At 55.2% G+C, this 26,779-nt stretch carries 25 protein-coding genes and 1 pseudogene; 10 read left to right on the top strand and 16 right to left on the bottom strand.

Features of this window, described 5'->3' with window-relative positions; all coding sequences use genetic code 11:
• Positions 1-56: 56 nt before the first annotated feature.
• Both ACTVJH_RS01740 and ACTVJH_RS01735 read right to left on the bottom strand, forming a co-directional pair.
• Positions 57-395, bottom strand: a complete 339-nt coding sequence (locus tag ACTVJH_RS01740; RefSeq protein WP_455986835.1) for a P-II family nitrogen regulator — start codon at positions 393-395, stop codon at positions 57-59.
• Between the two features lie 62 nt (positions 396-457).
• A complete protein-coding gene (locus ACTVJH_RS01735; RefSeq protein WP_455986833.1) occupies positions 458-1,675 on the bottom strand; it encodes an ammonium transporter in 1,218 nt (405 codons plus the stop codon).
• Between the two features lie 326 nt (positions 1,676-2,001).
• Between ACTVJH_RS01735 and glnD the strand changes: the two genes are divergently transcribed.
• From glnD to ACTVJH_RS01705, 6 genes and pseudogenes are all read left to right on the top strand, one after another.
• On the top strand, positions 2,002-4,536 hold the full coding sequence (gene glnD, locus ACTVJH_RS01730; RefSeq protein ID WP_455986831.1) for a [protein-PII] uridylyltransferase: 2,535 nt from the start codon (positions 2,002-2,004) through the stop codon (positions 4,534-4,536).
• 67 nt (positions 4,537-4,603) lie between these two features.
• Positions 4,604-5,662, top strand: a complete 1,059-nt coding sequence (locus tag ACTVJH_RS01725; protein ID WP_455986829.1) for a VgrG-related protein — start codon at positions 4,604-4,606, stop codon at positions 5,660-5,662.
• 162 nt (positions 5,663-5,824) lie between these two features.
• Positions 5,825-6,127 (top strand): annotated as a pseudogene (locus ACTVJH_RS01720) (HU family DNA-binding protein); the annotation flags it as partial.
• A 442-nt stretch (positions 6,128-6,569) separates the two neighbouring features.
• Complete coding sequence (locus ACTVJH_RS01715) at positions 6,570-7,994, top strand: nicotinate phosphoribosyltransferase (RefSeq protein ID WP_455986827.1); 1,425 nt, start codon at positions 6,570-6,572, stop codon at positions 7,992-7,994.
• A gap of 442 nt (positions 7,995-8,436) precedes the next feature.
• On the top strand, positions 8,437-8,739 hold the full coding sequence (locus ACTVJH_RS01710; RefSeq protein WP_455986825.1) for an HPr family phosphocarrier protein: 303 nt from the start codon (positions 8,437-8,439) through the stop codon (positions 8,737-8,739).
• A 38-nt stretch (positions 8,740-8,777) separates the two neighbouring features.
• Positions 8,778-9,281, top strand: coding sequence for an Hsp20/alpha crystallin family protein (locus tag ACTVJH_RS01705; RefSeq protein ID WP_455986823.1), 504 nt, complete (start codon positions 8,778-8,780; stop codon positions 9,279-9,281).
• 70 nt (positions 9,282-9,351) lie between these two features.
• Here the strand turns inward: ACTVJH_RS01705 and crcB are convergent, their stop codons facing one another.
• Positions 9,352-9,729, bottom strand: a complete 378-nt coding sequence (gene crcB / locus ACTVJH_RS01700) for a fluoride efflux transporter CrcB (protein WP_455986821.1) — start codon at positions 9,727-9,729, stop codon at positions 9,352-9,354.
• Between the two features lie 199 nt (positions 9,730-9,928).
• Between crcB and ACTVJH_RS01695 the strand changes: the two genes are divergently transcribed.
• Both ACTVJH_RS01695 and ACTVJH_RS01690 read left to right on the top strand, forming a co-directional pair.
• On the top strand, positions 9,929-10,588 hold the full coding sequence (locus ACTVJH_RS01695) for a LexA family transcriptional regulator (RefSeq protein ID WP_455986819.1): 660 nt from the start codon (positions 9,929-9,931) through the stop codon (positions 10,586-10,588).
• Positions 10,589-10,670: 82 nt separating this feature from the next.
• Positions 10,671-10,832, top strand: coding sequence for a hypothetical protein (locus tag ACTVJH_RS01690; RefSeq protein ID WP_455986817.1), 162 nt, complete (start codon positions 10,671-10,673; stop codon positions 10,830-10,832).
• A gap of 46 nt (positions 10,833-10,878) precedes the next feature.
• Here ACTVJH_RS01690 and rlmN read toward each other — a convergent pair whose 3' ends face one another.
• From rlmN to ACTVJH_RS01650, 8 genes are all read right to left on the bottom strand, one after another.
• Positions 10,879-11,910, bottom strand: coding sequence for a 23S rRNA (adenine(2503)-C(2))-methyltransferase RlmN (rlmN, locus tag ACTVJH_RS01685; RefSeq protein ID WP_455986952.1), 1,032 nt, complete (start codon positions 11,908-11,910; stop codon positions 10,879-10,881).
• A gap of 231 nt (positions 11,911-12,141) precedes the next feature.
• Positions 12,142-12,696, bottom strand: coding sequence for a methyl-accepting chemotaxis protein (locus tag ACTVJH_RS01680; RefSeq protein WP_455986815.1), 555 nt, complete (start codon positions 12,694-12,696; stop codon positions 12,142-12,144).
• A 6-nt stretch (positions 12,697-12,702) separates the two neighbouring features.
• Positions 12,703-13,812, bottom strand: a complete 1,110-nt coding sequence (locus ACTVJH_RS01675) for a HAMP domain-containing protein (RefSeq protein ID WP_455986813.1) — start codon at positions 13,810-13,812, stop codon at positions 12,703-12,705.
• 541 nt (positions 13,813-14,353) lie between these two features.
• A complete protein-coding gene (locus ACTVJH_RS01670) occupies positions 14,354-14,623 on the bottom strand; it encodes a hypothetical protein (RefSeq protein ID WP_455986811.1) in 270 nt (89 codons plus the stop codon).
• 75 nt (positions 14,624-14,698) lie between these two features.
• The gene (locus tag ACTVJH_RS01665; RefSeq protein ID WP_455986809.1) at positions 14,699-15,691 is read right to left on the bottom strand and encodes a D-alanine--D-alanine ligase family protein; all 993 of its coding nucleotides are present in this window, start codon (positions 15,689-15,691) and stop codon (positions 14,699-14,701) included.
• Positions 15,669-16,922, bottom strand: coding sequence for a KamA family radical SAM protein (locus ACTVJH_RS01660; RefSeq protein WP_455986807.1), 1,254 nt, complete (start codon positions 16,920-16,922; stop codon positions 15,669-15,671). Before ACTVJH_RS01660 ends, ACTVJH_RS01665 begins: the two co-directional genes overlap by 23 nt.
• 48 nt (positions 16,923-16,970) lie before the next feature.
• Positions 16,971-17,240, bottom strand: a complete 270-nt coding sequence (locus ACTVJH_RS01655; protein ID WP_455986805.1) for a hypothetical protein — start codon at positions 17,238-17,240, stop codon at positions 16,971-16,973.
• Between the two features lie 301 nt (positions 17,241-17,541).
• Positions 17,542-18,945: a sigma 54-interacting transcriptional regulator gene (locus tag ACTVJH_RS01650; protein WP_455986803.1), complete on the bottom strand. Its 1,404-nt coding sequence runs from the start codon at positions 18,943-18,945 to the stop codon at positions 17,542-17,544.
• A 234-nt stretch (positions 18,946-19,179) separates the two neighbouring features.
• Between ACTVJH_RS01650 and ACTVJH_RS01645 the strand changes: the two genes are divergently transcribed.
• Positions 19,180-19,734, top strand: coding sequence for a NapC/NirT family cytochrome c (locus ACTVJH_RS01645; RefSeq protein ID WP_455986801.1), 555 nt, complete (start codon positions 19,180-19,182; stop codon positions 19,732-19,734).
• A 66-nt stretch (positions 19,735-19,800) separates the two neighbouring features.
• Entirely contained in the window at positions 19,801-21,186 is a 1,386-nt protein-coding gene (locus ACTVJH_RS01640) for a multiheme c-type cytochrome (protein ID WP_455986799.1), read from the top strand.
• Positions 21,187-21,331: 145 nt separating this feature from the next.
• On the opposite strand, the gene ACTVJH_RS01635 is transcribed toward ACTVJH_RS01640, so the two are convergent.
• The 5 genes from ACTVJH_RS01635 to ACTVJH_RS01615 all read right to left on the bottom strand — a co-directional run bounded on the left by ACTVJH_RS01635 (position 21,332) and on the right by ACTVJH_RS01615 (position 26,752).
• Positions 21,332-21,817 (bottom strand): pyridoxamine 5'-phosphate oxidase family protein, encoded by a 486-nt coding sequence (locus tag ACTVJH_RS01635; RefSeq protein WP_455986797.1) that lies wholly within the window; start codon positions 21,815-21,817, stop codon positions 21,332-21,334.
• 142 nt (positions 21,818-21,959) lie between these two features.
• On the bottom strand, positions 21,960-23,048 hold the full coding sequence (gene secF, locus ACTVJH_RS01630) for a protein translocase subunit SecF (protein WP_455986795.1): 1,089 nt from the start codon (positions 23,046-23,048) through the stop codon (positions 21,960-21,962).
• 15 nt (positions 23,049-23,063) lie between these two features.
• Positions 23,064-24,665: a protein translocase subunit SecD gene (gene secD / locus ACTVJH_RS01625; RefSeq protein WP_455986793.1), complete on the bottom strand. Its 1,602-nt coding sequence runs from the start codon at positions 24,663-24,665 to the stop codon at positions 23,064-23,066.
• A 132-nt stretch (positions 24,666-24,797) separates the two neighbouring features.
• Positions 24,798-25,169, bottom strand: coding sequence for a preprotein translocase subunit YajC (gene yajC, locus ACTVJH_RS01620; RefSeq protein ID WP_455986791.1), 372 nt, complete (start codon positions 25,167-25,169; stop codon positions 24,798-24,800).
• Positions 25,170-25,237: 68 nt separating this feature from the next.
• A complete protein-coding gene (locus tag ACTVJH_RS01615) occupies positions 25,238-26,752 on the bottom strand; it encodes a beta-barrel assembly-enhancing protease (protein WP_455986789.1) in 1,515 nt (504 codons plus the stop codon).
• Positions 26,753-26,779: the final 27 nt, after the last annotated feature.

Below are 26,779 nucleotides of genomic sequence, written 5' to 3'. Positions count from 1 at the left end.
AGCCCGGAAAACCTCATGGTTCTCCGGGCTTTTTTTGCCTGGTTTTGAATGTATCGTCAGATCGCGTCCGGGCCGCGTTCTCCGGTTCTGATCCGTACGGCGTTGTCCACGGGGATGACGAAGATCTTCCCGTCACCCACCTTCCCTGTCCTGGCAATTTCCTGAACTGCCTGGATGATCTCTTCAACCTGGCTGTCATCGACAATGACGTCGATCTTGATCTTGGACACGAAATCAACCTGATATTCAGCCCCTCGGTAAACTTCCTTGTGCCCCCGCTGTCTTCCGAAACCACTGACTTCAGTGATGGTCATTCCCCTGACCCCGAGTTCAGTGAGCCTCTCCTTGACATCATCAAGCTTGAACGGCCGGGTGATAATTTCTATTTTTTTCATGAATCGACTCCTGTGCATGAATGCTGTGCAGCGTGCTCCCTGGTGCAGGGAACGAATGCATCTTATAATTGGTACCCGTGTTCGCTGTGCTGGGCAACATCCAATCCCATCTCTTCCGCATCGGGCGCAAGTCTGATGCCCACAATGACGTCGATCGCCTTGGCCAGGACATAGGAAACAGCGAAAGAAAACACACAGGTAGCCACCACGGAAACGAATTGTATCCATAACTGCTCGGGATTGCCGTAGAAAAGACCGTCGGCACCATCGGGATTGATGGCTGTGCTGGCGAAAAGACCCGTGGCCAAGGCCCCCCAGATTCCGCCGACTCCGTGGATGCCCACCACGTCCAGAGAATCATCATATCCGAGCTTTCCCTTGAGCAGAACGCCATAGAAACAGAGGATACCCGCTGCCGCTCCGATGATCAGGGAGGGGACCACGCCCACAAATCCCGCTGCCGGGGTAATGGCCACGAGTCCGGCAACCGCTCCACTGGCAGCCCCGAGTGTCGTTGGTTTGCCGCTGTGCTTCCATTCCATGAATATCCACCCCAGGGTGGCGGCGGAGGCCGCGATCTGGGTAGTCACAAAGGCGCTCGCAGCCAGCCCGTTGGCACCCAGGGCACTTCCGGCATTGAACCCGAACCAGCCGAACCACAGGATGGCCGCCCCGGTGATGGTCATGGGCAGATTATGGGGGATGAACGATCGCCTCCCGTATCCCTTGCGTTTGCCGATGACCAGGATCACGGCCAGGGCGGCACTGGCCGAACTCATGTGAACGACCGCACCGCCAGCAAAATCAAGGGCTCCCATGGCCCCCATCCAGCCGCCGCCCCATACCCAGTGACACAACGGCGCATAGACCAGGGTGCTCCAGGAAACAATGAACAGAAGAAAAGCGGAAAACTTCATCCTTTCGGCAAAGGCCCCACTGATGAGCGCCGGAGTGATGATGGCGAACATGCATTGGAAAATCATGAACGCGAAATGGGAGAGATTGAAAGCGACCTCCGGATGCGGATCCATGCCCACACCGGCAAGCCCCAGATAGTCGAATCCACCGATCACCCCCCCGATGTCCGTGCCAAAAGCAAGGGAATATCCCCACAACACCCAAACGACGGTTATCACTGCCAGAGCGATGAAACTGTGCATGATGGTTCCAAGGACATTCTTGGAACGGGTCATGCCGCCATAGAACAGAGCCAACCCCGGAGTCATGAACATGACCAGGGCGCTGCATATCAAGATAAATCCGGTATCTGCCGCACTCACGAAAAACCTCCTTGAAAAATGAACGTTTCACGGAGTCAGCAACCAGCGTACCAAAAACAACAAATTTTACATTTCAGGACATTAACGAGCTTCAGACCTGTTTCAATTTTCAGCATAATAACATTTTTGTTAAAAGACGACAAAATTGGGCTCACCCATGAACATTTATGTGCTCTCGAAACCGGCTGCAAGGTTCAAAACGCCCCCAGAAAATACCTAACCCATCAGTATAAAGAAACAAAAAAGAAAATCATTCTATTTTGCAGGAGGTGGATGCGTAGTGCCGACAATAATGACGCGCACCATTCCATTTGGGACAGACTATCATGTCAAATCAAGCGAACAAAAGGCTCAGGAAGCATTGGAGTCAGGTTTTCAGGGGGCAGGCTGCGACCGATGGAATCGCTCTTGTCCATCGATTGTCCATGTTCATGGATGGTTATTTTCAGGAACGACTCGACGAATGTTCCGTGCATCCCGATACATTTTCCATCCTGGCAGTTGGGGGATACGGTCGCAAGGAACTCTGTCTGGGTTCGGACATCGACGTTCTCCTACTCGTTTCGGACAGCCAAAGCGCCCCGGTGGACACATTCGCCCGTGCCCTGTTCACCCCCTTGTGGGATCAGGGATTTGCCCTGGGGCACAATGTAATGACAATTTTGCAAACAATGAAACTTGCCCGCAAAGAGTACACATTCCTGGTTTCCCTGCTGGATGGACGCCTTGCAGCCGGCAGCAAACATCTCGCCCTCTCCTTGTTCCGGCAATTGGACACGCTACTGGCCCCACAATGCCGCGAACAACTCGCTTCACGATTGATGCATGACTACAGAGCACGTCATGACAGGGAACGAACCACCAAGGGCATGCTCGAACCCGATCTCAAGGAAGGTGTCGGCGGATTGCGTGACGCCCACCTCGTCCACTGGATTTCTCTGCTCGAGCACAAGGCGTATGGGCTGGAAAATCTGACCATGCATGGTCTTCTCTCCCCGGAAGAACAAGAAACCCTCTCCAATTCACTGAGACATCTCCTTGTTGTCCGCAATTGCCTGCACGGAGTGAACAGCCAAAAAGGTGATCGGCTCTTTTTCGATGTCCAGCAGCGGGTGGCCGGTCTCCTGGGATACGAGGACAAGAATGGACAACGCGGGGTTGAATACTTTCTGGCCGATCTCCACCGCCATATGCGGGAGATAAGGATTCTCTGTGAATGCTTTGTCACCCGTTTCGTTCCAAGGCCGCTTCACGAAAAATCCCAAGAGAAATATCATGCCGGGCGATCGGTTATCAATCTGAAAGAAAGCGACCTTGATGAAGATCCCGGTGTCATGATGGATGCTTTTGTTCGAAGCGGTCTGACCGGTTGCCCCCTGTCCTGGGCAACCCGCAAGGCCATCACCTCGCGCCTTGATCGCGTCACTGGCGAGGATCTGGCTGACGAACGGTTCACGACCGCCATCGAGTCCATCCTCGTCTCGGACCGGGCCTATGAAACGCTGTTGCAGATGCTTGAAACCGGCTATCTTGGTGTGCTGATACCTGAATTCGGCATCATCCAGGATCGGGTTCAATTCGATGCCTACCATCTCTTTCCGGTTGGCGTACATACCCTGGAAACCATCAGGGCCATCTCCCAGTGTACCGACTCTGACAGCGAAAACTTTGTTCCGTTTCTGTGCAGATTTTCCAGAGATCGGATGCTCCGCTGGGCCGCCCTTCTCCACGACATCGGCAAGACAGGCCCCAACCATGCCCAGCGAAGTGGGACCCTGGCCGACAAGATTCTCCAGCGGATGGGATGGCCGCCATCCGAACGCGAACAAGTGGTCTTTCTCGTCTCCAATCATCTCCTGCTCATCCATACGGCCCTGCGCAGGGACCTCGATGACGAATCCGTGATTCATAACCTGGCCTTTACCCTGCGAACAGTCACCAGGCTGCACCGCCTGACCCTGCTCACCTGGGCCGACTCCAGGGCCACAGGCCCCAAAGCGTGGTCCTCGTGGACACGGACATTGCTCAAGGAACTCGTTCTGAAAACAGTCAGGATGTTCAATCAGGATACGATGGCCGTTCCTCTCGCGGTCCAGCGGATTGCCCAATCCCGAGACTTCCTGCGGTCCAGGACAAATGATCTCTTTACCGGTCCGGAATTGGAACCCCTGCTGACCTCGATGCCGCCCAGGTACTTCCTCCATCATGAAAAAGAGGACATCCTGCGTCACCTCGAGGGAGTAAAAGCACTTCTCACGGCCAACGCATCCACCACCCGCCATCACATCATTCTGCGGGAATCCCCAAACCACGACCATCCCTTCACCCGGGACAGACCGGGACTTTTCGCATCCATTGCCGGAACACTGGCCCTGAACGACATCCAGGTGTTCACGGCCAGTCTGCATCGATGGGACAACGGAATCATCGTTGACAGCTTCCTGGTCACACCGCCTCCCGATCCTCTGTATCAGGAAGCGACCTGGTCCCGGATCGACGCCACCCTTTCGAAAACCTTTACCGAACCAGAAGAACTCGCCCGACTTCTGGCCGAAAAAAACCACTTTGCATCCCGCCCGTACCATCCCCACTGCCTGGAAAAAGCCTGCGTCAGGATCGACAACGGCGGATCGGATTTCCATTCAATCATCGAACTGCGCAGCAAGGACAAACCCGGGTTGCTCTACGCCATAGCCCGAGGACTGCAACAGACCGGCCTTGACGTGGCCTTTGCCAAGATTGCCACCCACAAGGATCAGGTACAGGATATCTTTTATGTCCAGGATGCAGGGGGTCAAAAAATCGTGGACGATGATGAAATGGCCGCACTGCGTGAATCCCTCATGCAGAGCCTTGAATGAAATCAATGCAACTGTGGATCGTTTTTTGCTTATACATTGGCAACCACGACCCCATCAGGCTGCGACAATGAGCAAAACAAATTTTATTCCAATCAATCCGGACCTCTATAAAACACCATCCGCGGTGTCGGGAAACCGTCATCAGCGCGACCGCACTTCGGACGTGTCCTTCGAACAGCACTTCGAGCAGATCAAGACCCGCATGGACATGGCCATGACCAATGCCCTGTTCGACGACGATTCCCCTGCCAAGGCCTCGGGAGGGGATCTCTTTGCCCAATCCCTCAATCTCGATGTTCTGGCGACCTTGTCCAAACTTTCCAGTCAGCGGTCCTTTGTCCAACCTTCGTCTTTTCAAGAGGCAGGTGGATCTGTTTCCAGGGATATCCAGTCGGACAGTCCAGAACCCAAGTCTCCTGCCGGGGATGCCGATGCCCTGGTCCACAGGCTGGCACAGGAAATCGTGACCGAACACGGTACCCCCGAAAAAGCTTCCACCGTGTCCACCCCGAGGGGTATGCTCTCACGCCATTTCGAATCCGGAGAACAATGTGACGCCATTGGCTATGACCGGCATGGCGGGACGTCCTATGGAACCTATCAGATTTCCTCACGCCAGGGGACCTTGGACCAGTTCATCGACTTTCTGCGTCAGGAAATCCCTGCCTGGGCCGAGCGGCTCAAACAAGCAGGCCCTATGGACACCGGGAGCACCCAGGGAGCCATGCCCTCCACCTGGCGGGCCATTGCCGGGGAAGAACCCGACCTCTTCGCAGAGCTCCAGCACCGCTTCGTCACGCAAACCCATTATCTGCCTGCCTTGAAGAACATCCTGGAACAGACCGGTCTGGAAGAGGATCTCTTTTCAGCCCCGCTCCAGGAGGTACTCTTCTCCACTGCCGTGCAGCACGGCCCCACAGGGGCCGGAGAGATTTTCAAACGTGCCCTGGAAAATATCGATCCCGGAGATTCCACCCATCTGACATCACGCCTCATGGATCAGGTTTACGAGATCAGAAAAACCCGGTTTTCCAGTTCCTCCAGCCAGGTTCAGGCCGCTGTTGCAAACCGCCTGTCCCGGGAAGCGCTCCTGGCCCGAAATCTTTCCGACTCCATGCTCGGGTGACATCCCTTGCCTACCGTGCCGGGGTTAAGCAGCCTGCTTGCTCCATGAATCCAATGCACCAACAATATCGAGCATCAAAAAATATTTCCTTGTCTCCACCCCACTGAACATGTAGCATCCTTTACCATATAGTTTCATTTTCCACCGACCAAGGAGACGCAAACCATGCACAAGACCGAACTCGTTGCCCTGCTCCAGGAAAAAACAGGCAGATCACCCGAGGAAGTCCGCAAGACCGTCAATGCCATGATCGACATCATCACGGAAAGTTTGGCCGAGGGAGACAAGATATTGCTGCCCGGTGTCGGTTCTCTCAAAGTGGTGGACACGTCGGAGCACAAGGGACGACACCCCCGTACCGGCGAGGAAATCACCATTCCCGCTTCCAAGGCGGTCAGGTTCAATCCGGGCAAGCTCCTGCGAAAAACAGTCAAGTCACTCGATTTCATTACCAAAAATGTCTGATTCTCTGCATGGTTTGCAACGGCGATCACAATCACCCACCACGTGGTTGTCAGACGACGAATTTCCCAAAGGCCTCTTTCACCAGAAAGAGGCCTTTTTGATTCCAGGGAGGCGGAAGAAGCAGACAGGCATCCCTGGAAAACAGACAACCGCCCAGGCAAGGCTTACTCCTTGTTTGATCATTGGATCACTCGAGAGGGCATTCAGCCCATGTTGAATCAGAGATCATCCCAACGACTCTGGATCCGCTGAAATCAAAGTGGCTGATCAACTTCAGCGAGATGCGCATCACCCACGTGCTTTTCCCCTTGTCGTCTCAAACGCGTGGATAAGCCTTTGACCACTTCTCCAAACCCGACTACCCTTATTCCTCGAGATATTCGGTCCGGTTTCTTTCCCGGGAACCATTTTCCCTTCATTCCAAACAGTGGATTCAATCACCATGCAGACATACTCCCCCCTTTTTTCGGACTTCTACCAATTGACCATGCTCGCCGGCTACTTTGCCGAAAACATTCATGAAACCCCGGCCACCTTTGATCTCTATTTCCGCACTCCCCCGTTTCAGGGAAGCTATGCCGTTTTTGCCGGGCTCAAACCCGCGCTTGATTTTTTGCACAATCTCAGATTCGAAAATGAGGATATCGCCTATTTGCAGGAACTTGGAGAATTCACGCCCGAGTTCCTCGATTTTCTGAAAGACTTCCGTTTCCGGGGCAAGGTGACTGCCATGCCCGAAGGCACCTGCGTCTTTCCCAAGGAACCCCTGCTGACCGTCGAGGGGACCCTGGCTGAAACCCAGTATGTGGAAACCGCCCTGCTCAATTTCATCAATTTTCAGACTCTGGTGGCCACCAAGGCCGCCCGGGTGAGTACCGCCGCGGGGAAAAAACCGGTTCTCGAATTCGGTCTGCGCCGGGCCCAGGGGCCTGACGGCGGACTCAGCGTGGCCAGGGCGGCCTATATCGGCGGCATTCGAAGTACCAGCAACATCTGGGCGGGCAAGGATCTGGGGATTCCGGTCAAGGGAACCCACGCCCACAGCTGGGTGATGAGCTTTCCCGACGAATTGACCGCCTTCAGGGCCTATGCCCGGTGCTTTCCGCACAACTGCATTCTGCTCATCGACACGTATGACACCCTGCAGAGCGGACTGCCCAACGCCATCGTCGTGGCTGGGGAGATGCGCGAACGCGGGGAGGAATTGCGGGGAATCCGCATCGATTCCGGAGACCTGGCCTATCTGAGCAAGGAGGTCCGCAAGGCCTTTGATAAGGCGGGATTTCCCGATGTACTCATCACGGCGTCCAGTGATCTGGACGAATACGTCATTGATTCGGTCAACCGCGAAGGCGGCCGTGTGGATGTCTGGGGGGTGGGAACACGGCTCGCGACCTGCGCCGGCAAGGGTGGGGGTGCATTGGGCGGGGTGTACAAACTGTCCAGATGCAACAATATCCCCAAGTTGAAGATCACCAACGATCCCTCCAAGCTGACCCTGCCGGATCGCAAAAAACTCTGGCGTCTGATCTATCCCGACGGGAGTTTCTTCATGGATGTCATCTCCCTGGCAGACGAAATTCCCGGTCCCGGTGACTGGGTCTTTGACCCCGCAGCTCCGCTTCTTCGCAGCCGGACCATTCCGGAGGAGATCAGGCTTGAATCCATCCGGCACACGGTCATGGAAAACGGCACCATCGTCAGGGAGGAATCCGAGCTGGCCACCCTGGCGGATCGCTGCGCCTCCCAGCTTCAACTTCTTCCGGAAGGTTCCCTGCGACTTTTGAACCCCCATTTGTACAAGGTGGCCATCTCACAGGGACTCAATAAGTTGCGCACCGAACTCCTGGAGGAATATCGGAAATAATCAGATCCTCCAGCTCACGACATTGTCCGATCATGTACGCAAACGGCCTGTTTTCCCACACCGAGTCCAACCGGGGAAAACAGGCCGTTTCGCCTTGGGCCATACGCGTATGGCACCCGGCAGACGGACAACGATTCGCCACAGCGCACGGCTGCCCGGGCATGTCATGATCCTTCACGAGATGTAAAAAAACAAGACAGATCCATTTTCCCCGGACCAGGCCCGACAGATAACCTAATGAATTCATTCATATAATTACATGTCCGAGTTGGCATCTTCCCTGCTAGGCCCTTAAGACATGTCGGGTCCCGAAAAAAGTCACCACTTTTTTGGTTTTTCCTGGGTACTGTGCACTGCCTTCTGCAAACTGCTTTTTGCGTACTGCGCACTCCGTTCTTGAATCCTGCCCCGCATCTCCGATACCCAAAAACCTCTTTCACTCATGCACGAAACTTCTGAAAATACCGTTGTGGAACGATCCTTCCGTGTGAAGAACAAATTCGGACTTCACGCGCGGCCGGCTGCCCTCATCGCCCGAACCGCCCAGCGGTTCAAGGCCCAGATCTGGATCATCGATCGCAATAAACAAGCCGACGCCAAGAGCATCCTGGATATTCTCTGTCTGGCAGTTCCCTACAGGGCGGCCATTACCATCAAGGTGAGCGGACAGGATGCTCTCGAGGCATTGAATACACTTGACAATTTGTTTCAACAATCTTTTGACGAAACCATTGAGCAGGGGTAACAGGGGTAATAAAGTTTCCTGGCAGGGGTTGGTGTACCGTGCTGAGCCTCATCAGCATTGTCGATCACACAATCAGCAAGGAGGATGATGACATGTTCAGGCAATTTTTGCCCCAACTCAAGAAAAGCTCTCTGGAAAGCAAGCGGCCCACAAGCATCGCCGACCTGATGGAAAATTTCTGGGAAAATCCGTTCGAGTTCCCCATGATGCGGGAGGCACGCTTCCCGGCCGTCGATGTGAGCGAAAACGAGAAAGATATCACGATCAAGGCGGAAATTCCCGGAATGGAAGCCAAGGACGTGGACATTTCCCTGGAAAACAATACCTTGATCATCAAAGGGGAGAAAAAATTCGAGGAAGAGGAAAAAAAGGAGAACTACCACCGTATCGAGCGCAGTTACGGCTCGTTCTATCGGGCCCTCCCCCTGAATTCCGAGGTCAAGGAAGAAGCAATCAAGGCCAAATATGACAAGGGCATCCTGACCATCACCCTGCCCAAGGCCGCACCCACCAAGGCCAAGAAAATTGAAATCCAGTCCTGATCCCGTCCCGACCCTGTTCCCTCATACCGAAACGGCCACGTCTACGTGGCCGTTTCGGTATGAGGGAGTTTCAGATCGCCCGGGCCAGTACAATCCCGGCCAGAAGAAAGACGAGACCGAGGAGGGTCTGGCCGAGGACATTGGCAGCCGCCCACAGCCATTGGGAATATCTGATGAGCGAGGCGGTTTCAAAGATATAGGTGGAAAAAGTGGTGAAGGCCCCCATGAATCCGGTGAGCAGATACAGCTTCATCCCGGGGGGAAGGGCCATCCTCTCGTCGATCAGGGTGACGATGAACCCGAACAAAAAGCATCCCAGGATGTTGACCACTGCGGTTCCCAAAGGAAACGCAGGACCAACCAAATGCTGAATGGTCCCGGAGAGCGCATACCGGCTCAATGCCCCAAGCCCCCCGGCCAGGGCTATGAAAAACAGTTTCATCAACATGGGATTTCCTGATAGGTAAATGGTCCATGCACACGCTAGGAAATGATCGGATAAACGTATCTATCTCTACGATTCCTCACATGACATTTCTTCCGGGCCGAAAGCCTAGTCAGGCTGTTGCCCGTGTCAACAAATCTCTTGACGATACTCCATGGCATTGTTAAACAAAGTGAACACAAAACACCAAGGACAATCATACATGCCCACTATCCCCGCTCCGACACCCGTGGATGCCTTTCTCAAACGAACCTTCCTTGCCACGGGATTGGAAACCCAGACAGCCCTGGCCACGATGCTCGGGGTAAACAGGGCCGCCATCAGCATGGCCAAGAAAAAAGGCATGGTCCCGGAGAAATGGGCCCTCAAACTGGCCGAACGTTATGGATTACGTCCCCAATGGCTCCTGTATGGACGGGGTGAGCGTCTCATGCAGTCCGGTCAAAGGGAAAAGATTGTCTCCCTGCCCAAGGTGGCCGCCCGACTCTGTGCTGGGGGCGGGTCCTTCGACACCGGAGGGATGATCAAAGAAACCATGACCTTTTCCCGAACATGGCTCACAACCAGGGGCAACCCCAAGGACATGGTTCTCATGGACATTCTCGGGGACAGCATGGAACCAGAAATCAGAGATGGAGACACCGTGCTCATCGATCAGTCCCGGACCGAGATGCAGGCAGGTGCCATCTATGCCCTGGGAGTCGAAGACAGTCTGCTTATCAAGCGGATCGAACGCCATCCCGATAAAATCGCCTTGATCAGCACCAACCCAGGCTATTCCCCGATTTTTCTCCAGGGTGATGAGATCGAAACCCTGCGCATCCTCGGGCGTATTCTCTGGGTCTGTCGGGAATATCGGTGAATCTGAAAAACCTCACCCCGCTCGCCCTCTTTTTTTCCGCAGCATGTTAAAACAATTTAACAATCATATCGAGGAGACCCTCATGCAAAAGAGATTCTGTGATTGCGGCTACCTGTTCTGGGTCCAGTACTTTCTGGAGAACAACCTCTTCATCCCGCTCTTCTGGCCGAGCATCGGAGATATCAAGACCATATCCATCTGCCCTCATTGCGGCCGCAGACTGGACATCAACCAGTTGCGCTAGTCCGAGATGCCCAGGACACAGGTGCCGATGATCCAGGATCTATCAGTCACGCCTCCTTCTTTGCGGCCAGCTGCCCGCATCCGGCCATAATGGACCGTCCCTTGCTCCATCGGATGCGGGTATGGACACCATGCTCGCGCAGATATCCGGCAAAGGCCAGGAGATCGCTGTCATCAGGGGCCTGAAACCGGGAGTCGCGCCCCGGATTATAGCCGATGATATTGACCCGCACGGGAAGATTCCGAATAAAGGCGAGCACCTCTTCGGCGTGGGCTCTTTCGCTGTTAAGCCCTTTGAACACCACATATTCGATGAAGAACTCCCGATTCTCCGGCAGGGGAAACAGCTGCAGGGCCTTTTTGAGTTCTGCCAGGGGAAACCGTTTGTTCACCGGCATGATTGCCGAACGGAGAGCATCATTGGCCGCGTTCAGGGAGACGGCCAGGCGGATCGTGTTCAGTCCGGCCCGGGCAAGCCGAGCCAGACCGTCCACCCGTCCTGCCGTGGAAACGGTCATCCGCCGAAGCGGGATGTCCAGCCCCCGCTGATCCCGCATCACCCGGATCGCCTGGATGACATGATCGAGATTGTCCAGGGGCTCGCCCATGCCCATGAACACGACATTGCGCACCGAATGCCCCAGGACATGTCTGGCCCGCCAGACCTGGGCCACGATCTCCTCCACCGTGAGCTGCCGGACAAATCCCATGCTCGCGGTTTCACAGAAAAGACATCCCTGCCGGCAGCCGACCTGGGAGGAGACGCACACGGTCGAATACCCTTTCATGGGAATGATCACCGACTCGATCCGCGCCCCGTCATCCAGGGTGGTCACGAATTTGATCGTCCCGCCTTCGGTCTTTCGTTCCGTGATTTCTCCCGATTCTGGGACGAGCACGGCCTGAATCCTGTCAGCAAGATCGCCGGAGCGTGCAAACTCCTTGATAGCATCCAGGTCACGTCGCCCATTGTGCATGACATGGCGATACAGGGCATGACCATGAAAGGCCCCCTTGCCGAACAGTCTGCCTAGTTCCCGGGTGAGCTCTTCACAGGTCAGTTCCAGAACAGATAGCATCACGTTTTCGCCTCGATTCAGCAGAAGATGAAGTCCTTGAGTATTTTTTCTGCTCCCGGGAGTAAAGCGGGAAAAGCTCGTTCATCCCCCGATCCGCCCGCACATGCGGGGTATCGCCCCATACCGAGTTATATCAACATTCCAACCATCCTATCCTTTTGACGACAAATCCCCCTGAAAGTGCGCACTTTCAGGGGGATTTGTCGTCAAAATCGTCAACGAGTCCAAGGCTCAGGACTCTGCGTGGATCAATCTGTCAAGAACCATCTTCAGCTCAACGGCCATGCTTGCCAGTTCCTGAACCGCTTCAGCCGATTGCATCATGCCATCGGTTGTCTCGGCAACTACACGGTTCACGTCATCAATGGCGCGATTTATTTCATCGCTGGTTGCGGACTGCTGCTCGGCTGCCGTGGCTATGCCTGCAATCAAACCTGAGCTTTCAGTGGACAGGGCCACAATTTCGGAAAGCGCCTCGCCGGATTGTGCGGCCAGTCCGGTTGCTTCGGCGACACTTGTAACCGCATTGTTCACACTTTCGGCATTGGTCTCTGCCGCCTCCTGAATGGCCTTGATGGAGCTGCCCACTTCATTGGTGGCGTGCATGGTTTTTTCCGCCAGTTTGCGCACCTCATCGGCCACCACGGCAAATCCCCGGCCGGCATCACCGGCCCGGGCGGCCTCGATGGCCGCATTCAGGGCCAGCAGATTGGTCTGATCGGCAATATCCGTGATAACGGTCATCACCCCGCCGATGGATTCCGCCTGCCTGCCCAGCTCCTTCATGTTGTTCTACAGGTTCTGGGCAACCGTGTTCACCTCGGTGATGGCCGTGACCACCTTGTCGACCAGTCCGGCCCCATCTCCGGCCTTGGTCTTGGCCCGGTCGGATTGCTCCGTGGCCTGGGAGGCGTTTCTGGCCACCTCCAGCACGGTGGCATTCATTTCCTCCATGGCCGTTGCCGTCTCGGCAACCCGTTGCTGCTGCATCTCCGCCCCGCGACTGATCTGCTCCACCTGGGCGGAGAGTTCCTCGGCCGCCGATGCGACACGGTCGGAAATGGTCCCGGCGTGTTCGGCAACCTGGAGCATGGTGTGTTGCGCGGACTTGATCTCGGTCTGGTCCACGAAAATTTCGAGCACCCCCTTGACCGCTCCCGAGCGGGAACCAAGGGGCACTGCATAATAGGCTATCTCGAACGCCGTGTCTGCCGGCTTCGCCGTGGTCTGCGAGGATTCCAACCGACCGGTTTCCAGACAGCGATCCGAAGCGCACTTTCCGTTGCAGTCCCCGGTCCTGAACAGATCATGGCATTTCCTGCCGTTGAACGCATCCGTTCCGATAAAGCCCTTGCCCATGTCATTTAAATACAGCACATCCCGATCGGGTGATCTGATCATGGCCCCGACAGGCAGGCTGGTGATCAGTCCTTCAAAAACATCCACCATGGAATTGATGTTCTTGATCATCGAGGTATATCCGCCCTTGAATCGTTCCTCCGGGATACGGGCGTCCAGTCGACCGGATTCGGCCCGTTCCGCCAGGATGTCGCATTCCTCGGTAAGATGTTGCGTTGCCGACCCGATCCGGCCGAGCGCCCGACCGATCTCTCCCAGCTCATCGGCTTGATCCATGGCAATGTCCACCGAGAAATCTCCATCAGCCATGGCCCGGGCCAGGCTGGTCAGACGCTTGAGCGTGGTCCATTCGTACAACGTTACACTCAGAGAAATCAGAACGAGAATCCCCAGACCGGCCATACTCAACACTAGAATATTCCTGGAACCGGCGGTGTCCGGTTCCAGGTATCCGATGACCGCGACACCTCCAAGTACCATGATGCTGACCACGAGCACTGCCAGATGACGAGTGAGCAAACCGACCCTGCCGAATAGTTTCACGTTGCCTCCAATGTGAATGAGTTGTCATACATCGTTGGTTCACGCAGATCCAGAAAACCGGTCGATGTCTGTGGCCATTTCCACACAGAACGGGAATACACATGCCGGCGCCAGAGATCATACGAAATCAGGCCGTCCACGTCGAATCGGTATCCGGAATCGACGTGTGTACCTGCATCCTGATCCTGCATTCGATCGCCGATCCTGGCAGACACCGACCAAACGTGGATTATACCGCATCCCTATCCGTGCATGAACAGGAAATCAACCATGTTCAAGGATTCACGATTTCTTTACATAATAGATTTTGGATATACAAAGGTGACCAGGTTATCCACTCAGTGTCATACACCAATCTCCCCCGTGAAAAGAGAACATCCGAATCAATTTCTCAACACCACGACCATACACGGTAAAACGGGCATGCCTGGAAAACGCTCCCCTGCATGCCCGTTTCCGGGTCGATCACCCTATTTCGGACCGAATCGTATCAGCTAGTGCCTGCTATCAAGCGAACAGCCACGCAATGTCTGTCTGCCGATCAATACTCATCGAGCTCACCGTCCCACACGTCAGCGTACTCGTCGTACTCGTTTTCAGGACGGAACCAGGTCACGGTCATGAAATTGTCACCGTTTTTCCGACGAACCGTTCCCTCGGCCTCGACCCAATAGTCAGCGTACTCGAGAAGTTTTCTTCCCTGCCCAAAATGTTCAATCTTGTACTCCCGATGATGATCGTCGATGAGCATGATTTCTGAAATCAGGTCTCCATCCCATTCGTAGGGTACGACATGACCTGAAACACTCATTGCACTCCCGCATTTCTTCATCATTCACCTTCCAAAACCGTATCAGATGTATCAGTGCCATTCCAACACGACAGATCACCTTGATCTGCCGTTCTTCGCCGCCCGAAGCATCGCAGAATCCAGGATCGTTCCGACCAGATCTTCGAATTTTCCCCCACCCAGCCCGTGAAGAATGGGCAGATCCGAACAACTCGGGTCCAGCCCGGGGAGAGGGTTGACTTCCATGAAACAGGGCTTCCCCTGAGCATCCAGCCGGACATCCACCCTACCGGCATCGAGACAACCGAGTCCCTTCCAGGCCTTCAAGGCAAGCTCCTTGGCCTTTTGGGACGTATCATCGTCCACAAGGGCGTAAGCCACATTCTGTCTCCAGTTCATCTTGTTGGCATAGGTATAGGCCGAACCATCACCGCTCCCGGTGGAGGTGACCTCCATGACCCCGATACTACGGGCGTTGTCGCCGTCCCCGAGAATGCCCACGGTGAATTCACGACCGGGAAGATAGGTCTCGACGAGTACCGGCTGCTGGAATCTTTCCAAAAGTTCCTCGCAGACTCCCTTGAGATCAGGACCGTTTGTCACCAGGGATCGCGGGCCGATTCCCTTGCTGGTTCCCTCGGCTACCGGTTTGACGAACAGGGGGAACGGGAGATCCAGGTTGTAGACATCGTATGGTTCTCGAATCACGGCGAACTCTGCCGTGCATACCCCGTGGGACCGGACAACGGAATTGGTCCAGGCCTTGTTCAGGGTCAGGGCGAGGATGTCGGGCCCGGAAAAGGTATAGGGAATGTTCCAGGCATCCAGGAGCGCGGGGATCTGGGCCTCGCGACCCCTGCCCTGGACCCCTTCGGCGATGTTGAAAACCAGGTCCCAGCGCTCTCCGGCCGCCAGCCGCGCAACCAGCCGATCCACCGAACCGATTCGGTCGACCTGGCCGCCACGCGCTTGCAATATATTCTCGATGGCCCCCACGGTCGTTTCCGAGTCGAACTCGGCCGCGTCCTCCGGAGTGAATCCCCGGTTCAGATAGGCATCTTTCAAATCAAAGGTCATGCCGACGTTCATGCATCTCCTCCCGGCAGAAAGCCCCATGTTCTGCCATTGGTCCCAACGCTTCAGGGTAGGTGAACAACTTTTCTTCGTAATTTTCGAGCATCAGATTGCCCACGGCATCGAGCCCGCGTGTGCTCTCCGGCAGAAGGGGAATCTTTCCCCCGCCCCCGGGAGCGTCAATGACGTAATGGGGAATGGCGTACCCACTGGTATGCCCTTGCATGCCCTTGATGATCGCCAGCCCTGTCTTCACAGGTGTCCTGAAATGCGTGGACCCGGGAATGGGATCACATTGATACAGATAATAGGGACGAACCCTGAACCGAAGCAGTCCGTGCATGAGCCGGGTCATGACCGGAACCGAGTCGTTCACCCCGGAAAGCAGAACCGTCTGACTCCCCAGAGGGATGCCGCCATCGGCCAGCAGCTCGCAGGCATGTCTGCATTCCCTGGTCAACTCATGAGGGTGGGTGAAATGAAGACTCAGATAAAAAGGATGGGCCTTACGCAATATCCTGACCAGTGACGGGGTGATCCGCTGGGGCAGGACAGCCGGAACCTTGGTTCCCAAACGCACGATCTCCACATGGGGGATGGCACGGAGTTCGCCAAGAAGCCGGTCGATCTTTTCATCGCACATGGTCAGCGGGTCGCCGCCGGATATCAGGACGTCGCGGATTGCAGGCGTGTTGCGGATATACTCCACCCCCAATTCCCACCCGGTTCCATGCCAGGAGGCCTTTTCCCGGCCCACAAGGCGGGAACGGGTACAATAGCGGCAGTAGGATGAACAGAAATCCGTGACCAGCAAGAGTACCCGGTCCGGATATCTGTGCACGACACCTGGAACCGGTGAATGGCGGTCTTCCCCCAGGGGATCGACGGACTCGTGGGGTGAAATGCATGTTTCCCATACCGAGGGCACCACGCATTTACGCAGGGGAGAGTGCGCGTTCTCAAGAATGACCCGCAGATAATAGGGGGTCACGGCAAGGGGCATTATGGATGCGTCGCTGCATGCGGACCGCTCCTCCTCGGAAAGACCGAGAATGGCATGCAGCCGTTCCGCATCCGTGATTCTGTTGCGAATCTGCCACTGCCAATCATTCCATTGTTTCCTGCCGGCTCCGGGAAACCAGGTCCGGATAAACCGATCATCACTTTCTGAATCGGGCACCGTTTTTATCGTGCACAGGGATGCGGGATCAGGAGGTTCTTCATCCATTTCATCCAAAACGTACATTGTCCTTTCCTTTTTTCGTTGACGATCCTCCAAGAGGACCGGATGAATCTACTCAGGATCGAGCAGACTGTACTCCTTGACTACAATGCGTTCCCGGTCCCCATATCCGGAGGAAACCAGGCCCCGAACCCGGACCATCGACGGGCACAGTCCGATCAGACCAGGATGACACGCGAGATTCGCAATCTCGAGTTCGCGCTCTCCGTTGCAGGCGATGAGCAAGGCGGTCACCCGAAAATTCCCATCCCAGTCACAGGGAAAAAGAGACCCGGACACTGTTTCCAGAACACCGACTGGCGGTGATGCATGTCCTCTCATTGCCAACCTGCCTCCATGTGGAATGCGTACCTCGACCCCTCTTTGAAGCAGTCTCTGTACCATAATGCAACATACTGTTTTTAAAGAATAAATAAAAATCATTCTTCAGAAATCGGAACGTTAAGTTCCTCTTTGAAAGCACATAGAAATGCCCTCCCGGCAGAAAAACCGGAAGGGCATTGTAAGGATAACGAGGCTCCGCCTGGAATTGCCGGCGGATGACGGGTATCGTGAACAAGGGGAACTTCATGTTCCCCTATGCGTCATAAAGGAACCGCGAGTTCTTTTGATCCGTTCACCTTCATGCAGGCCTGGAAGGATGAATGTATTTTTTTCGGTCCACCCCATGGCGAACCATGAGCTTGCGCAGCTGCCTGGTGGTGACACCGGCGCGGTCGGCAGCCGTTTTCATGCCTCCGGCGCACTCGGCCAACAGCCTGTCCAGATACACGCGTTCGAATCGATCCACCACGTGACGCCGGGCATCGGCAATGGGCAGGGTAAGGTCCACCTCGGCCGACACCGCCCCGGGCGTACCCTCGAAGCATTCGGCGGGAAACCGCTCCGGGCCGAGTACATCGCCATCCTCGAGAATGCAGGCCCGCTCGATGAGATTCTCAAGCTCCCTGACATTGCCTGGCCAGTCATAGTGCATGAACCCGCCAAGCACCTTGGGATGCAGCCCGCGGATCTCCTTGACCAGCTGGATATTGCACCGCTTGATGAACAATTCCGCCAGCCTGAGGATGTCTTCCCGCCGTTCGCGCAGCGGGGGGACATGAATGGGAAAGACATTGAGCCGAAAATACAGATCCTTGCGAAACATTCCCCGGGCACTGAGCTCCTGCAGATCCTCGTTGGTCGCGGCAATGATCCGCACATCCGCCTTGATGTCCCTGTCACCGCCCACCCGCTGGAAAACCCGTTCCTGGACCACGTCCAAGAGCTTGATCTGGACCGACTGGCTGATGGTCCCGATCTCATCCAGAAACAGGGTTCCTCCCTGGGCGAGTTCGAACTTGCCCGGCTTGCGGCGCACGGCTCCGGTAAAGGCCCCCTTTTCATGGCCGAACAATTCGCTTTCCGTGAGGGTATCGGGAATGGCCCCGCAATGAACGCTGATGAATTGTCTGTCCCTGCGGGAACTGTGGTTGTGAATGATCCGGGCGATGAGGCTTTTCCCCGTGCCTGTTTCCCCGGTCAAAAGAACGGTTGTCCGTGTCCCTGCCACATGCCGGACCTTGGAAAAGACCTCGCGCATGGACGGGCTGGCGGTTCCCACCAGGTCATGCACATCCTCCTGCCAGAAATGGTCCCGCAGATAGTCGAGTTCCGATTGGAGGATGAGACTGTCCCGGGTCCGATTGAGAACCAGTCCGATTTCTTCCGGGGTCAGGGGATAGGTCAGATAATCCGTGGCCCCTTTTTTGAGGGCGTCCACAACACGACGAATCTGATCGGCCGGGGCCATAACAATGATCTCGGACGAGGCGAACCGGGTTCCCAAACATTGCAGCCCCTCTTCCAGAGAATTGAACTCCTGTTCGAGCATCCCGATATCCACAAAGAGATAGTCCGCGCCTTCGCGACCGCGCATGAAATCCCGAAGGGTCAGGGGATCGTGGCTGAAAACATCTCCGGACAGGCTCTCGTGCAACACCTCCATGTCCCGGCCCTTGGGCATGAAGAGTATATGTTCGCTCATGGCTTCCTCAATTCGACCAGGATCGGCCGTTGAAGGTGGTGACGTTTACCGCGCAATAAGAACGATCCACTAGCTTGTCCATGAGAATAATCCTGTCGCAGACCTGGAATCCCCCAGAAAAAAAGAATAAACTTGCAATGAAATCGAGCTTGGGATATTACGCGGATCAGCTTTCATCACTACAAGGCGCCACCGCCGTTCGGCTTCCTGCAATCCGCAACCATCCCGAGGAAAATGATGAAAAAATTCAGTCCGTTCATATGGATCATCCTTGGAATCGTCATTGCCTTCCCCCTCTTCAGCATGACCTACTACACCATGGTCCGGACCTCGACCCCCGAGTTCTGCGCCTCCTGCCATGAGATCCAGTGGGCCTACAACACCTGGAAAACATCGACCCATGTGAACAACGAACAGGGATTCGTGGCCGACTGCATGGACTGTCATCTTCCCGCTCCCCACGACACGGTCGACTTCTTCTACATGAAAACCCTGCACGGGCTCAAAGACGTCTTTGTCCATCTGACCCTGGACAGTCCCGAAGACTATGATCACGCTGAAAATCGTGCCAGGGCCTATGCCAGCTTCAAGAACGACCAGTGCCAGAAATGTCACCGGAACATCGCCTATCTGCCCGGCAAGAGAGGGGCCATGCTCGCCCACAAACAGGTGCTCTATCCCCGCCCGGGCTATGAAAAAAAATGTGTGGACTGCCACTATGACCTTGTCCACAACGACAGAACGCATTTTGATTACAAAACATGCCAAACAGGTGCGTCCAGCCTCTAATCGGGTCCAGGCAGCCACCTGTCCGGCTCGTCCATCCTGCAAACATCTTTCGCCAAGGAGGGTTCCATGCAACACCATGTGACAAAAGGTTTCATCATCGCCTTGCTGCTCTTAGTCTGGGTCGCCATGCCCGCAGGGGCCCAGATGGCAAAGGTCAAGGAATTCAGAATCGAACGGGGCATGTCAGAACAGGCCAAGGCGTGTATCGAATGCCACAAGACCGAGTCACCCGGTTTGTTCGTGGACTGGGCCAACAGCAGACACGCCAATGCAAACATCACCTGTATCGACTGCCATCTGGCTGAAGATCATGATCCGGACGTCTCAGATGTCCACTACAAGCAGTACCAGCGTTCGGACAATCAGTGGGGCGTCAAAGAATACCGTGTTCCAGTGGCCGCGGTGGTCACCCCCAAGGATTGCTCCCGCTGCCATCCCGACGAGGTCAAGCAGTACGCCAAAAGCAAGCATGCCAATACCATGGAGATCATCTGGAAAATCGATCCCTGGCTGAACAAGGGCATGAACAGCGACTGGGAACGCACGGCCGGATGTTACTATTGTCACGGAACCGTGCTCAAGAAAAACGAGGACGGCCTTCTCGATCCCTCCACCTGGCCCAATGTGGGCGTCGGCCGCGTGAACATGGACGGATCTCTGGGAAGCTGTACCTCATGCCACACCCGACATCAATTCTCCACGGCCGAAGCCAGAAAGCCCGAGGCCTGCGGCCAATGCCATCTCGGCCCGGATCATCCCCAGATCGAGATCTACACCGAATCCAAGCATGGCGCCATCTATGACGCCTCGGGCCACACCTTCAACTGGTCCGCCGCTCCCGGCACGTGGACGGCCGGCGTTGACTACAGAAGCCCGAGCTGCGCCGCCTGTCACATGTCCGGTTCAGGACCGGTCATGACCACCCACGACGTGACCGAGCGGCTGGGCTGGGAACTGCAGGCTCCCCTGACGGTCCGACCTGAAAACTTTGCCGCCTTTCCCGCCCAGACCAACGGTCTGGCCGAGCAGGAAAAGATGAAGGCCATCTGTATGCAATGTCACGGCAAGAGCTGGGTGGACGCCCATTATGTCAAGCTGGACGAATCCGTGGAAGAGTACAACGAGGTCTATTACAAACCCGCCAAGGCCATGCTGGACGAACTCTATGCCAAGGGCATACTGGATGATTCCAGATTCTTTGACGAAAAGCTCGAGGTCGAATTCTACGAACTCTGGCATCACGAAGGACGCCGGGCCCGAATGGGTACGGCTATGATGGCCCCGGACTACACCTGGTGGCACGGATTCTACGAGTGCAAACACCGGTTCAACAATTTCATGGCCGAGGCCCGTCACCTCCTGGCAACCGGCACCAAGGCGGTCATCTTCAAGGACTTCCCCAATGCCAACGGTGACACCACCAAGCCCCCGGCGATTTTTGGGAAAAAGTAGGTCGAATCCATCAATATCCTTTGTTCGTAGCAGACCAGACAACCCGCAAATCGAGCAAAATAATAACACCGCGAAATCCTGGACCATGTCCAGGATTTCGCGGTTTATCTGACAAAACAGCATCCACTGCCGAGTCTACCGACTCTTATCCTGTGCGCACAATTTCGATAGCCGCCTTTCCGGTCATATGTTCGATCCGAAGTTCACCCACAGCCACCCGATTCCAACTGCGGTCAATCTCCTCTTTGGCCTCTGATACACGACCCGGGGAATACTTCTTCGCCAGGAGGTCCAGCCCGTAGCGTTTTTGGTGATCCCCTGTCAGCAGGCGGAGTCTTCCAAAGACGATGACGCTTGAAAAATGCGTGGTAAAGGTCGTTGGGATGACCTCATCCCTGCCGATCACGCAGAAGCTGACCTTGTCGCTTCGTTTGATGGCGTCGAGCTTGTGTCCCGACACCGCGAAGTGGAAATAGATCTTCCCCGCCTCATAGGCATAACTCAAGGGCACGGCATACGGATATCCGTCATCGCCCGTCACCGCCAAAACGCCTGATGTGCCCTTCTGCAATATCCCGATAGTTGCTTCTTCGGACAATAATTGTCTGGTTCTCCGCATGGGTCTGAACATAACTCTTTCCTTTTTGCTGATGAATCAAATCGCTCCCGGATCTCGTTGCGGGACAGTGTTTCTCCCGCCTCAAACGAGCAAAGGCGGCCCATTCGGGACCGCCTTTGCTCGTTGTTTCGACTGCATGATGCTCTACATATGGTTAGGAGACTTCGGCGCTGCTGCCGGCCGCCACTGCATCGCCGCCAGGCTCCTGGTTCTTGGAAAATCCGAGCAGGATGGGGCTGGCCACATAGATTGACGAGTAGGTACCAATAAAGATCCCGACAAGCAGGGCAAAAGCAAAATCATGGATCACCCCGCCGCCGAAGAAAAACAGGGCCAAAACCACGATGAGCGTGGTTCCCGAGGTGAGCAGGGTCCGGCTGAGCGTCTGGTTGATACTGATGTTGATGGTATCCCGAAGCGTCTTGGCCGTCTTGGCGTGAATGTTTTCCCGGATACGGTCGAAAACAATGATTGTATCGTTCAGGGAGTAGCCGAGAATCGTCAAAAGGGCTGCCACGATGGTCAGATCAAAGTCCTTGTCCAGCAGGGAAAAGATCCCCACCGTGATGGTAATGTCGTGGATCAGGGCGACCACCGCACCCAATGCGTAATTGAGCTTTAAGTACCAGCACAGCCCGATGGTGATAAGCATGGCCGCGACAATCAGATAGGTGATGGGCAGGCTGACAAGCTGAAGGACATAGATCCCCAGGGCGAGCCCCGCGGCCATGATCCCGGCGGTCATCCAGCGCTGTTCAAAGCGTCCGGAAATATAAATGGCTATGAGCAACACCGCATAGAACAGTGCTTCCAACGCCTTGGTCCGCAGATCAGCCCCCACCTTGGGTCCGACCATTTCCAGTCGCTGAATCTCGAAGGTTTTGTCGGAAAGTCCCTGGGTCAGGGCTTCACTGACCTTGGTACGCACATCCTCGGCCTTCAGAGTCCCCTGAGAGGTCCTCATAAGGTACTCGTTGGCCCCGGTTTCACCAAACCGCTGCACAGAAAGCCCGGGGAGATTTATTGGAGCCAGGGCGTCCTTGATCTCCTGGACATCGACATTGTCCTGAAACTTGGCCTGAACAACGATACCGCCCGCGAAATCGATCCCGTACTTGGGTCCTCCCTTGACCGTCAGGGAGACCACCCCGATGAGCAGCAGGATTCCGGAAAAGATGAAGGCTAATTTCCTCAGCCCGATGATATTGTAATTGGTGTCTGGCTTGATAATCTGAAGTCCCATTTCCGAATATCTCCTCTATACGCTCAGTTTTGCGCCGGGTTTACGTTTCTCGAGCCACAGGTCAAAAATGATCCTGGAAACAAAAATGGCCGTAAACATGGATGCACATATACCGAGCGTCAGGGTCACGGCAAAGCCCCGAATCGGGCCGGTCCCGAACTGGTACAGGATGATCGCCGCGATGATCGTGGTCACATTGGCATCGAGAATGGTCAGGGTGGCCCTTCCAAATCCTTCCTTGATGGCGGCCCTGGCTGAGAGTCCCTTGCGCAATTCTTCCCGGATTCTTTCAAAAATGAGCACGTTGGCGTCCACGGCCATACCAATGGTCAGAATGATACCGGCGATACCGGGAAGGGTCAGGGTCGCGCCAAACGCGGCCAGGCCGGCCAGAATAAGCACAATGTTGAGGATCAGGGCCAGGTCGGCAACCATACCGGCGAACCGGTAGTAGATGACCATGAAACACAGGACCAGAATCATACCCAGAGCCGTGGAAAAAACGCCCTTGTCAATGGATTCCTGACCAAGGGAAGGACCAACGCTGCGTTCTTCCAGGATGGTCACCGGCGCGGGCAGAGAACCCGCCCTAAGCACGATGGAAAGGTCGTGGGCCTCCTCCGTGGTGAAGTGGCCGGTAATGCTGGCCCGACCGCCGCTGATTCGCTCCTGGATGGTCGGGGCCGAATAGACCTTGCCGTCCAGGACAATGGCCAGGCGTTTTTTGACGTTGTTCCCGGTGACCCGCTCGAAAATTCGGGCTCCGCGATTATTGAAGGTCAGACTGACATAGGCCTGACCGTAGGAGTCGAACTGCGTCTTGGCATCGGTTATGTACTGTCCGGTCATGACCACGTCATTCTTGAGAACGATGGGCTGCGCGGCGTAGGAGCCGTCAGCGCGACGCTGCTGCAATTGGTACAGGGCGTCACCCGGAGGCACGATACCCTTGACCGCCTTGGCCACATCGGCCTCCTCGTCCACAAGCATGAACTCCAGATGAGCCGTCTTGCCGATGATCTGAATAGCCCGCTGAGGATCGTCCAGACCGGGTAGCTGGATCTGGATGCGATTGTCCTCCTGTTTGCGGATATCGGGCTCGCTCACACCAAACTGATCGATTCGATTGCGGATGGTCTTGACGGCCTGATCCAGGGTCATCTTCTCCAGCTTGTCCCTATATTCAGGCTTGAGCCGCAGGTTGTAGAGAACCTGGCCATCATCCTGAACCGTTTTCCCATTCACCTTGAGATTGGAAAAACGCGAGGAGAGAATATCCTCCAGAGAGGTTTGCTGTTCCTTTTTCAGAAGAACAAACGTCAAATTCCCCTGCGTATTCACCTTGGGTCGAAGAACAAGGACCCCTTCTTCCCGGGCCTCGTCCCTTATATCCTGCCCCATTTGAGCGACCGAGTTGGAAAGCGCCTTTTCCACATCCACCCCAAGGGTCAGATGCATCCCCCCCTTGAGATCGAGACCGAGATTGATTGTGCTGTCAGGCAGAACCTTTTTCAGCCCCGAGGTCTGAAGATTTGGGAATGACGGCAGGACAAAAGCGATCGCAACGACCGCCACAACCAGTGTGAAAATTATCCGCCAGCGTAAGCTACCATTCATCTCCGATTTCCTTATGTAAAAAAATAGACCGGCTATCCTGCACGCTCGTCATGCTGGATATCCCGACAAAAGATCGCAAAAAATGCGAGACCTTTCCTCGGAAGGGTCTCGCACAGACTGTGGCCATGTCAGCTACTTCTTCTTGGCCTTGTCTTTTTTGATATCCTTTCTCTGAACATCTTCAGGCTGATCGAGGCCGGAGATGAACGCCCGTTTCACCGGGATCCGGACATTGCCACCCACATCGATGGTCAGGGTGTCCTCGGTCAGATCCACGATCTGACCGCACAAACCGCCACTGGTGATAACGCGATCCCCCCGCTTGAGATTGGCCAGGGTCTGCCTGTGCTCCTTGGCCTTTTTCTGCTGGGGCCGAATGAGCAGAAAATAAAAAATGGCAAACATGATGATCAAAGGCGCAAACGCGGCAATGGGGTTGCCACCGCCCTGTGCACCGGCTCCACCGGACTGTCCCATGGCAAAAGCCACACTTTCAAAAAACATTGTATCCTCCTTGGCGACGAAATGACAAAAGAATGTTTCAGTTAAAGGATGGTTCCAATATCTGTCAACTACCAGTACTGGGAGCGTTCTTTGTATATTCTCTCCAATCTTTCAAGTTCCTTTTTCTGACCATCGGTCCGGACATGGGTTTTCAACGTGGTCAGACGTTGTTGGAACTTTCTTTCCTGGTTCTTATACAAACGGGCATAGCAGAGATGAAGATAGGCGTGGAACATATCTTTTTTCTGGCCGTACATCCTTCCCAGATAGTAATGAATCTCCGCATCCTCGGGAAGACGCTTCTCGATGCGCTGCATCATGGTGATGGCTTCATCGGTTTTTCCGGTCTCGGCCAGAATCCTGGAATAAAAAAACAGGGCCATCAGATCCCGGGGATTGCGCATGACAGCCTCCTGGAGATAGGCCACGGCCTTGTCCTGATGTCGACCATACTCAAAGTAGAATCTGCCCATCTCTCGCAGCCACAAGGGATCGCGATCAGGTGAGCATTCCAGAGCCCGGGCAAAGGCCTGTTCCGCCTCCTGAATACGATTGAGGCGGGAGAGCACAATGGCCTTACCCAATCGGTCGAGACAGGTCATCTCCTGCTCGTCTTCCTGGGCGTAATACCCCTGTGCAATCTCCGGGTCGCTGTACCGGGCCCGCAAAAGCATCTTGACCCGGTCGAATCTGCCGGTGTCCCTGTGCTGGTGACGAATCGACTCCGGATATCGGGCAATGCGCTGCTCAATATAACCGATCCGTTCATCGATCCCTGGATGGGTCAGGTAATACGCCGGGATATCCCCGCCACCACCCATCCATGTCATACGCCGGATGGTCTCGAAGGCCTCGACAACGCCTTGTGGATTGTATCCGGCATCGACCATGGAGGTCAGTCCGATATTGTCCGCCTCACGCTCGTGCTCCCGGGAATAACTGAGCATGGCAGATTGGGCGCCGGCCATGCTTCCGAGCATGACCCCGCCAGCGGCATCGCCCTTTCCCTGGCTTCCCAGAAAAACACCGGCAAGCATCCCCACCAATGCTCCGGCACTGAAAATCTGTGATTTTTCAATGGATTGAGCAATATGCCGTTGCTGAACATGGGCCAATTCATGGGCAATGACGCCAACGAGCTCGGCCTCGCTGTCAAGATTGAGGATCAGTCCGCTGAATACAAACACATAACCGGCTGCCGTGGCAAAGGCGTTCATGGAATGATGACGGACCACGTTCACGGTGATCGGAAAGGCAATGGGCGGCATGACATCGACAACTGACCAGGTCAGTTCACGAACATAATCGACAATTTCCGGGTCATCGATAAGCGGAAACCTGGCCCGAAACATGACATTGAACTTGCGGCCCACCTCGGCCTCATCAGAGATGGAAAACTCGCCAAAAAGCGCAGATTGTGAAGGGACGGCCGGCCCCAGAATCAGGACGGAAGAGATGATCAGACAAAACAGCCGTGCAAGGAGTCCGTGTACAGACACCACCTTCAAGGCCCCCAGCCGTCCTTTCTGACAGGCAGGAAACCGAAAGACTCGGGCAAAAGGGGTGAACGTCGCCATAGACATGATTTCGGATGTATCGAAACGTGACCT

It is taken from the genome of Desulfoplanes sp. PS50, from assembly GCF_053851535.1.
This window is presented reverse-complemented; position numbering and strand designations above follow the sequence as displayed.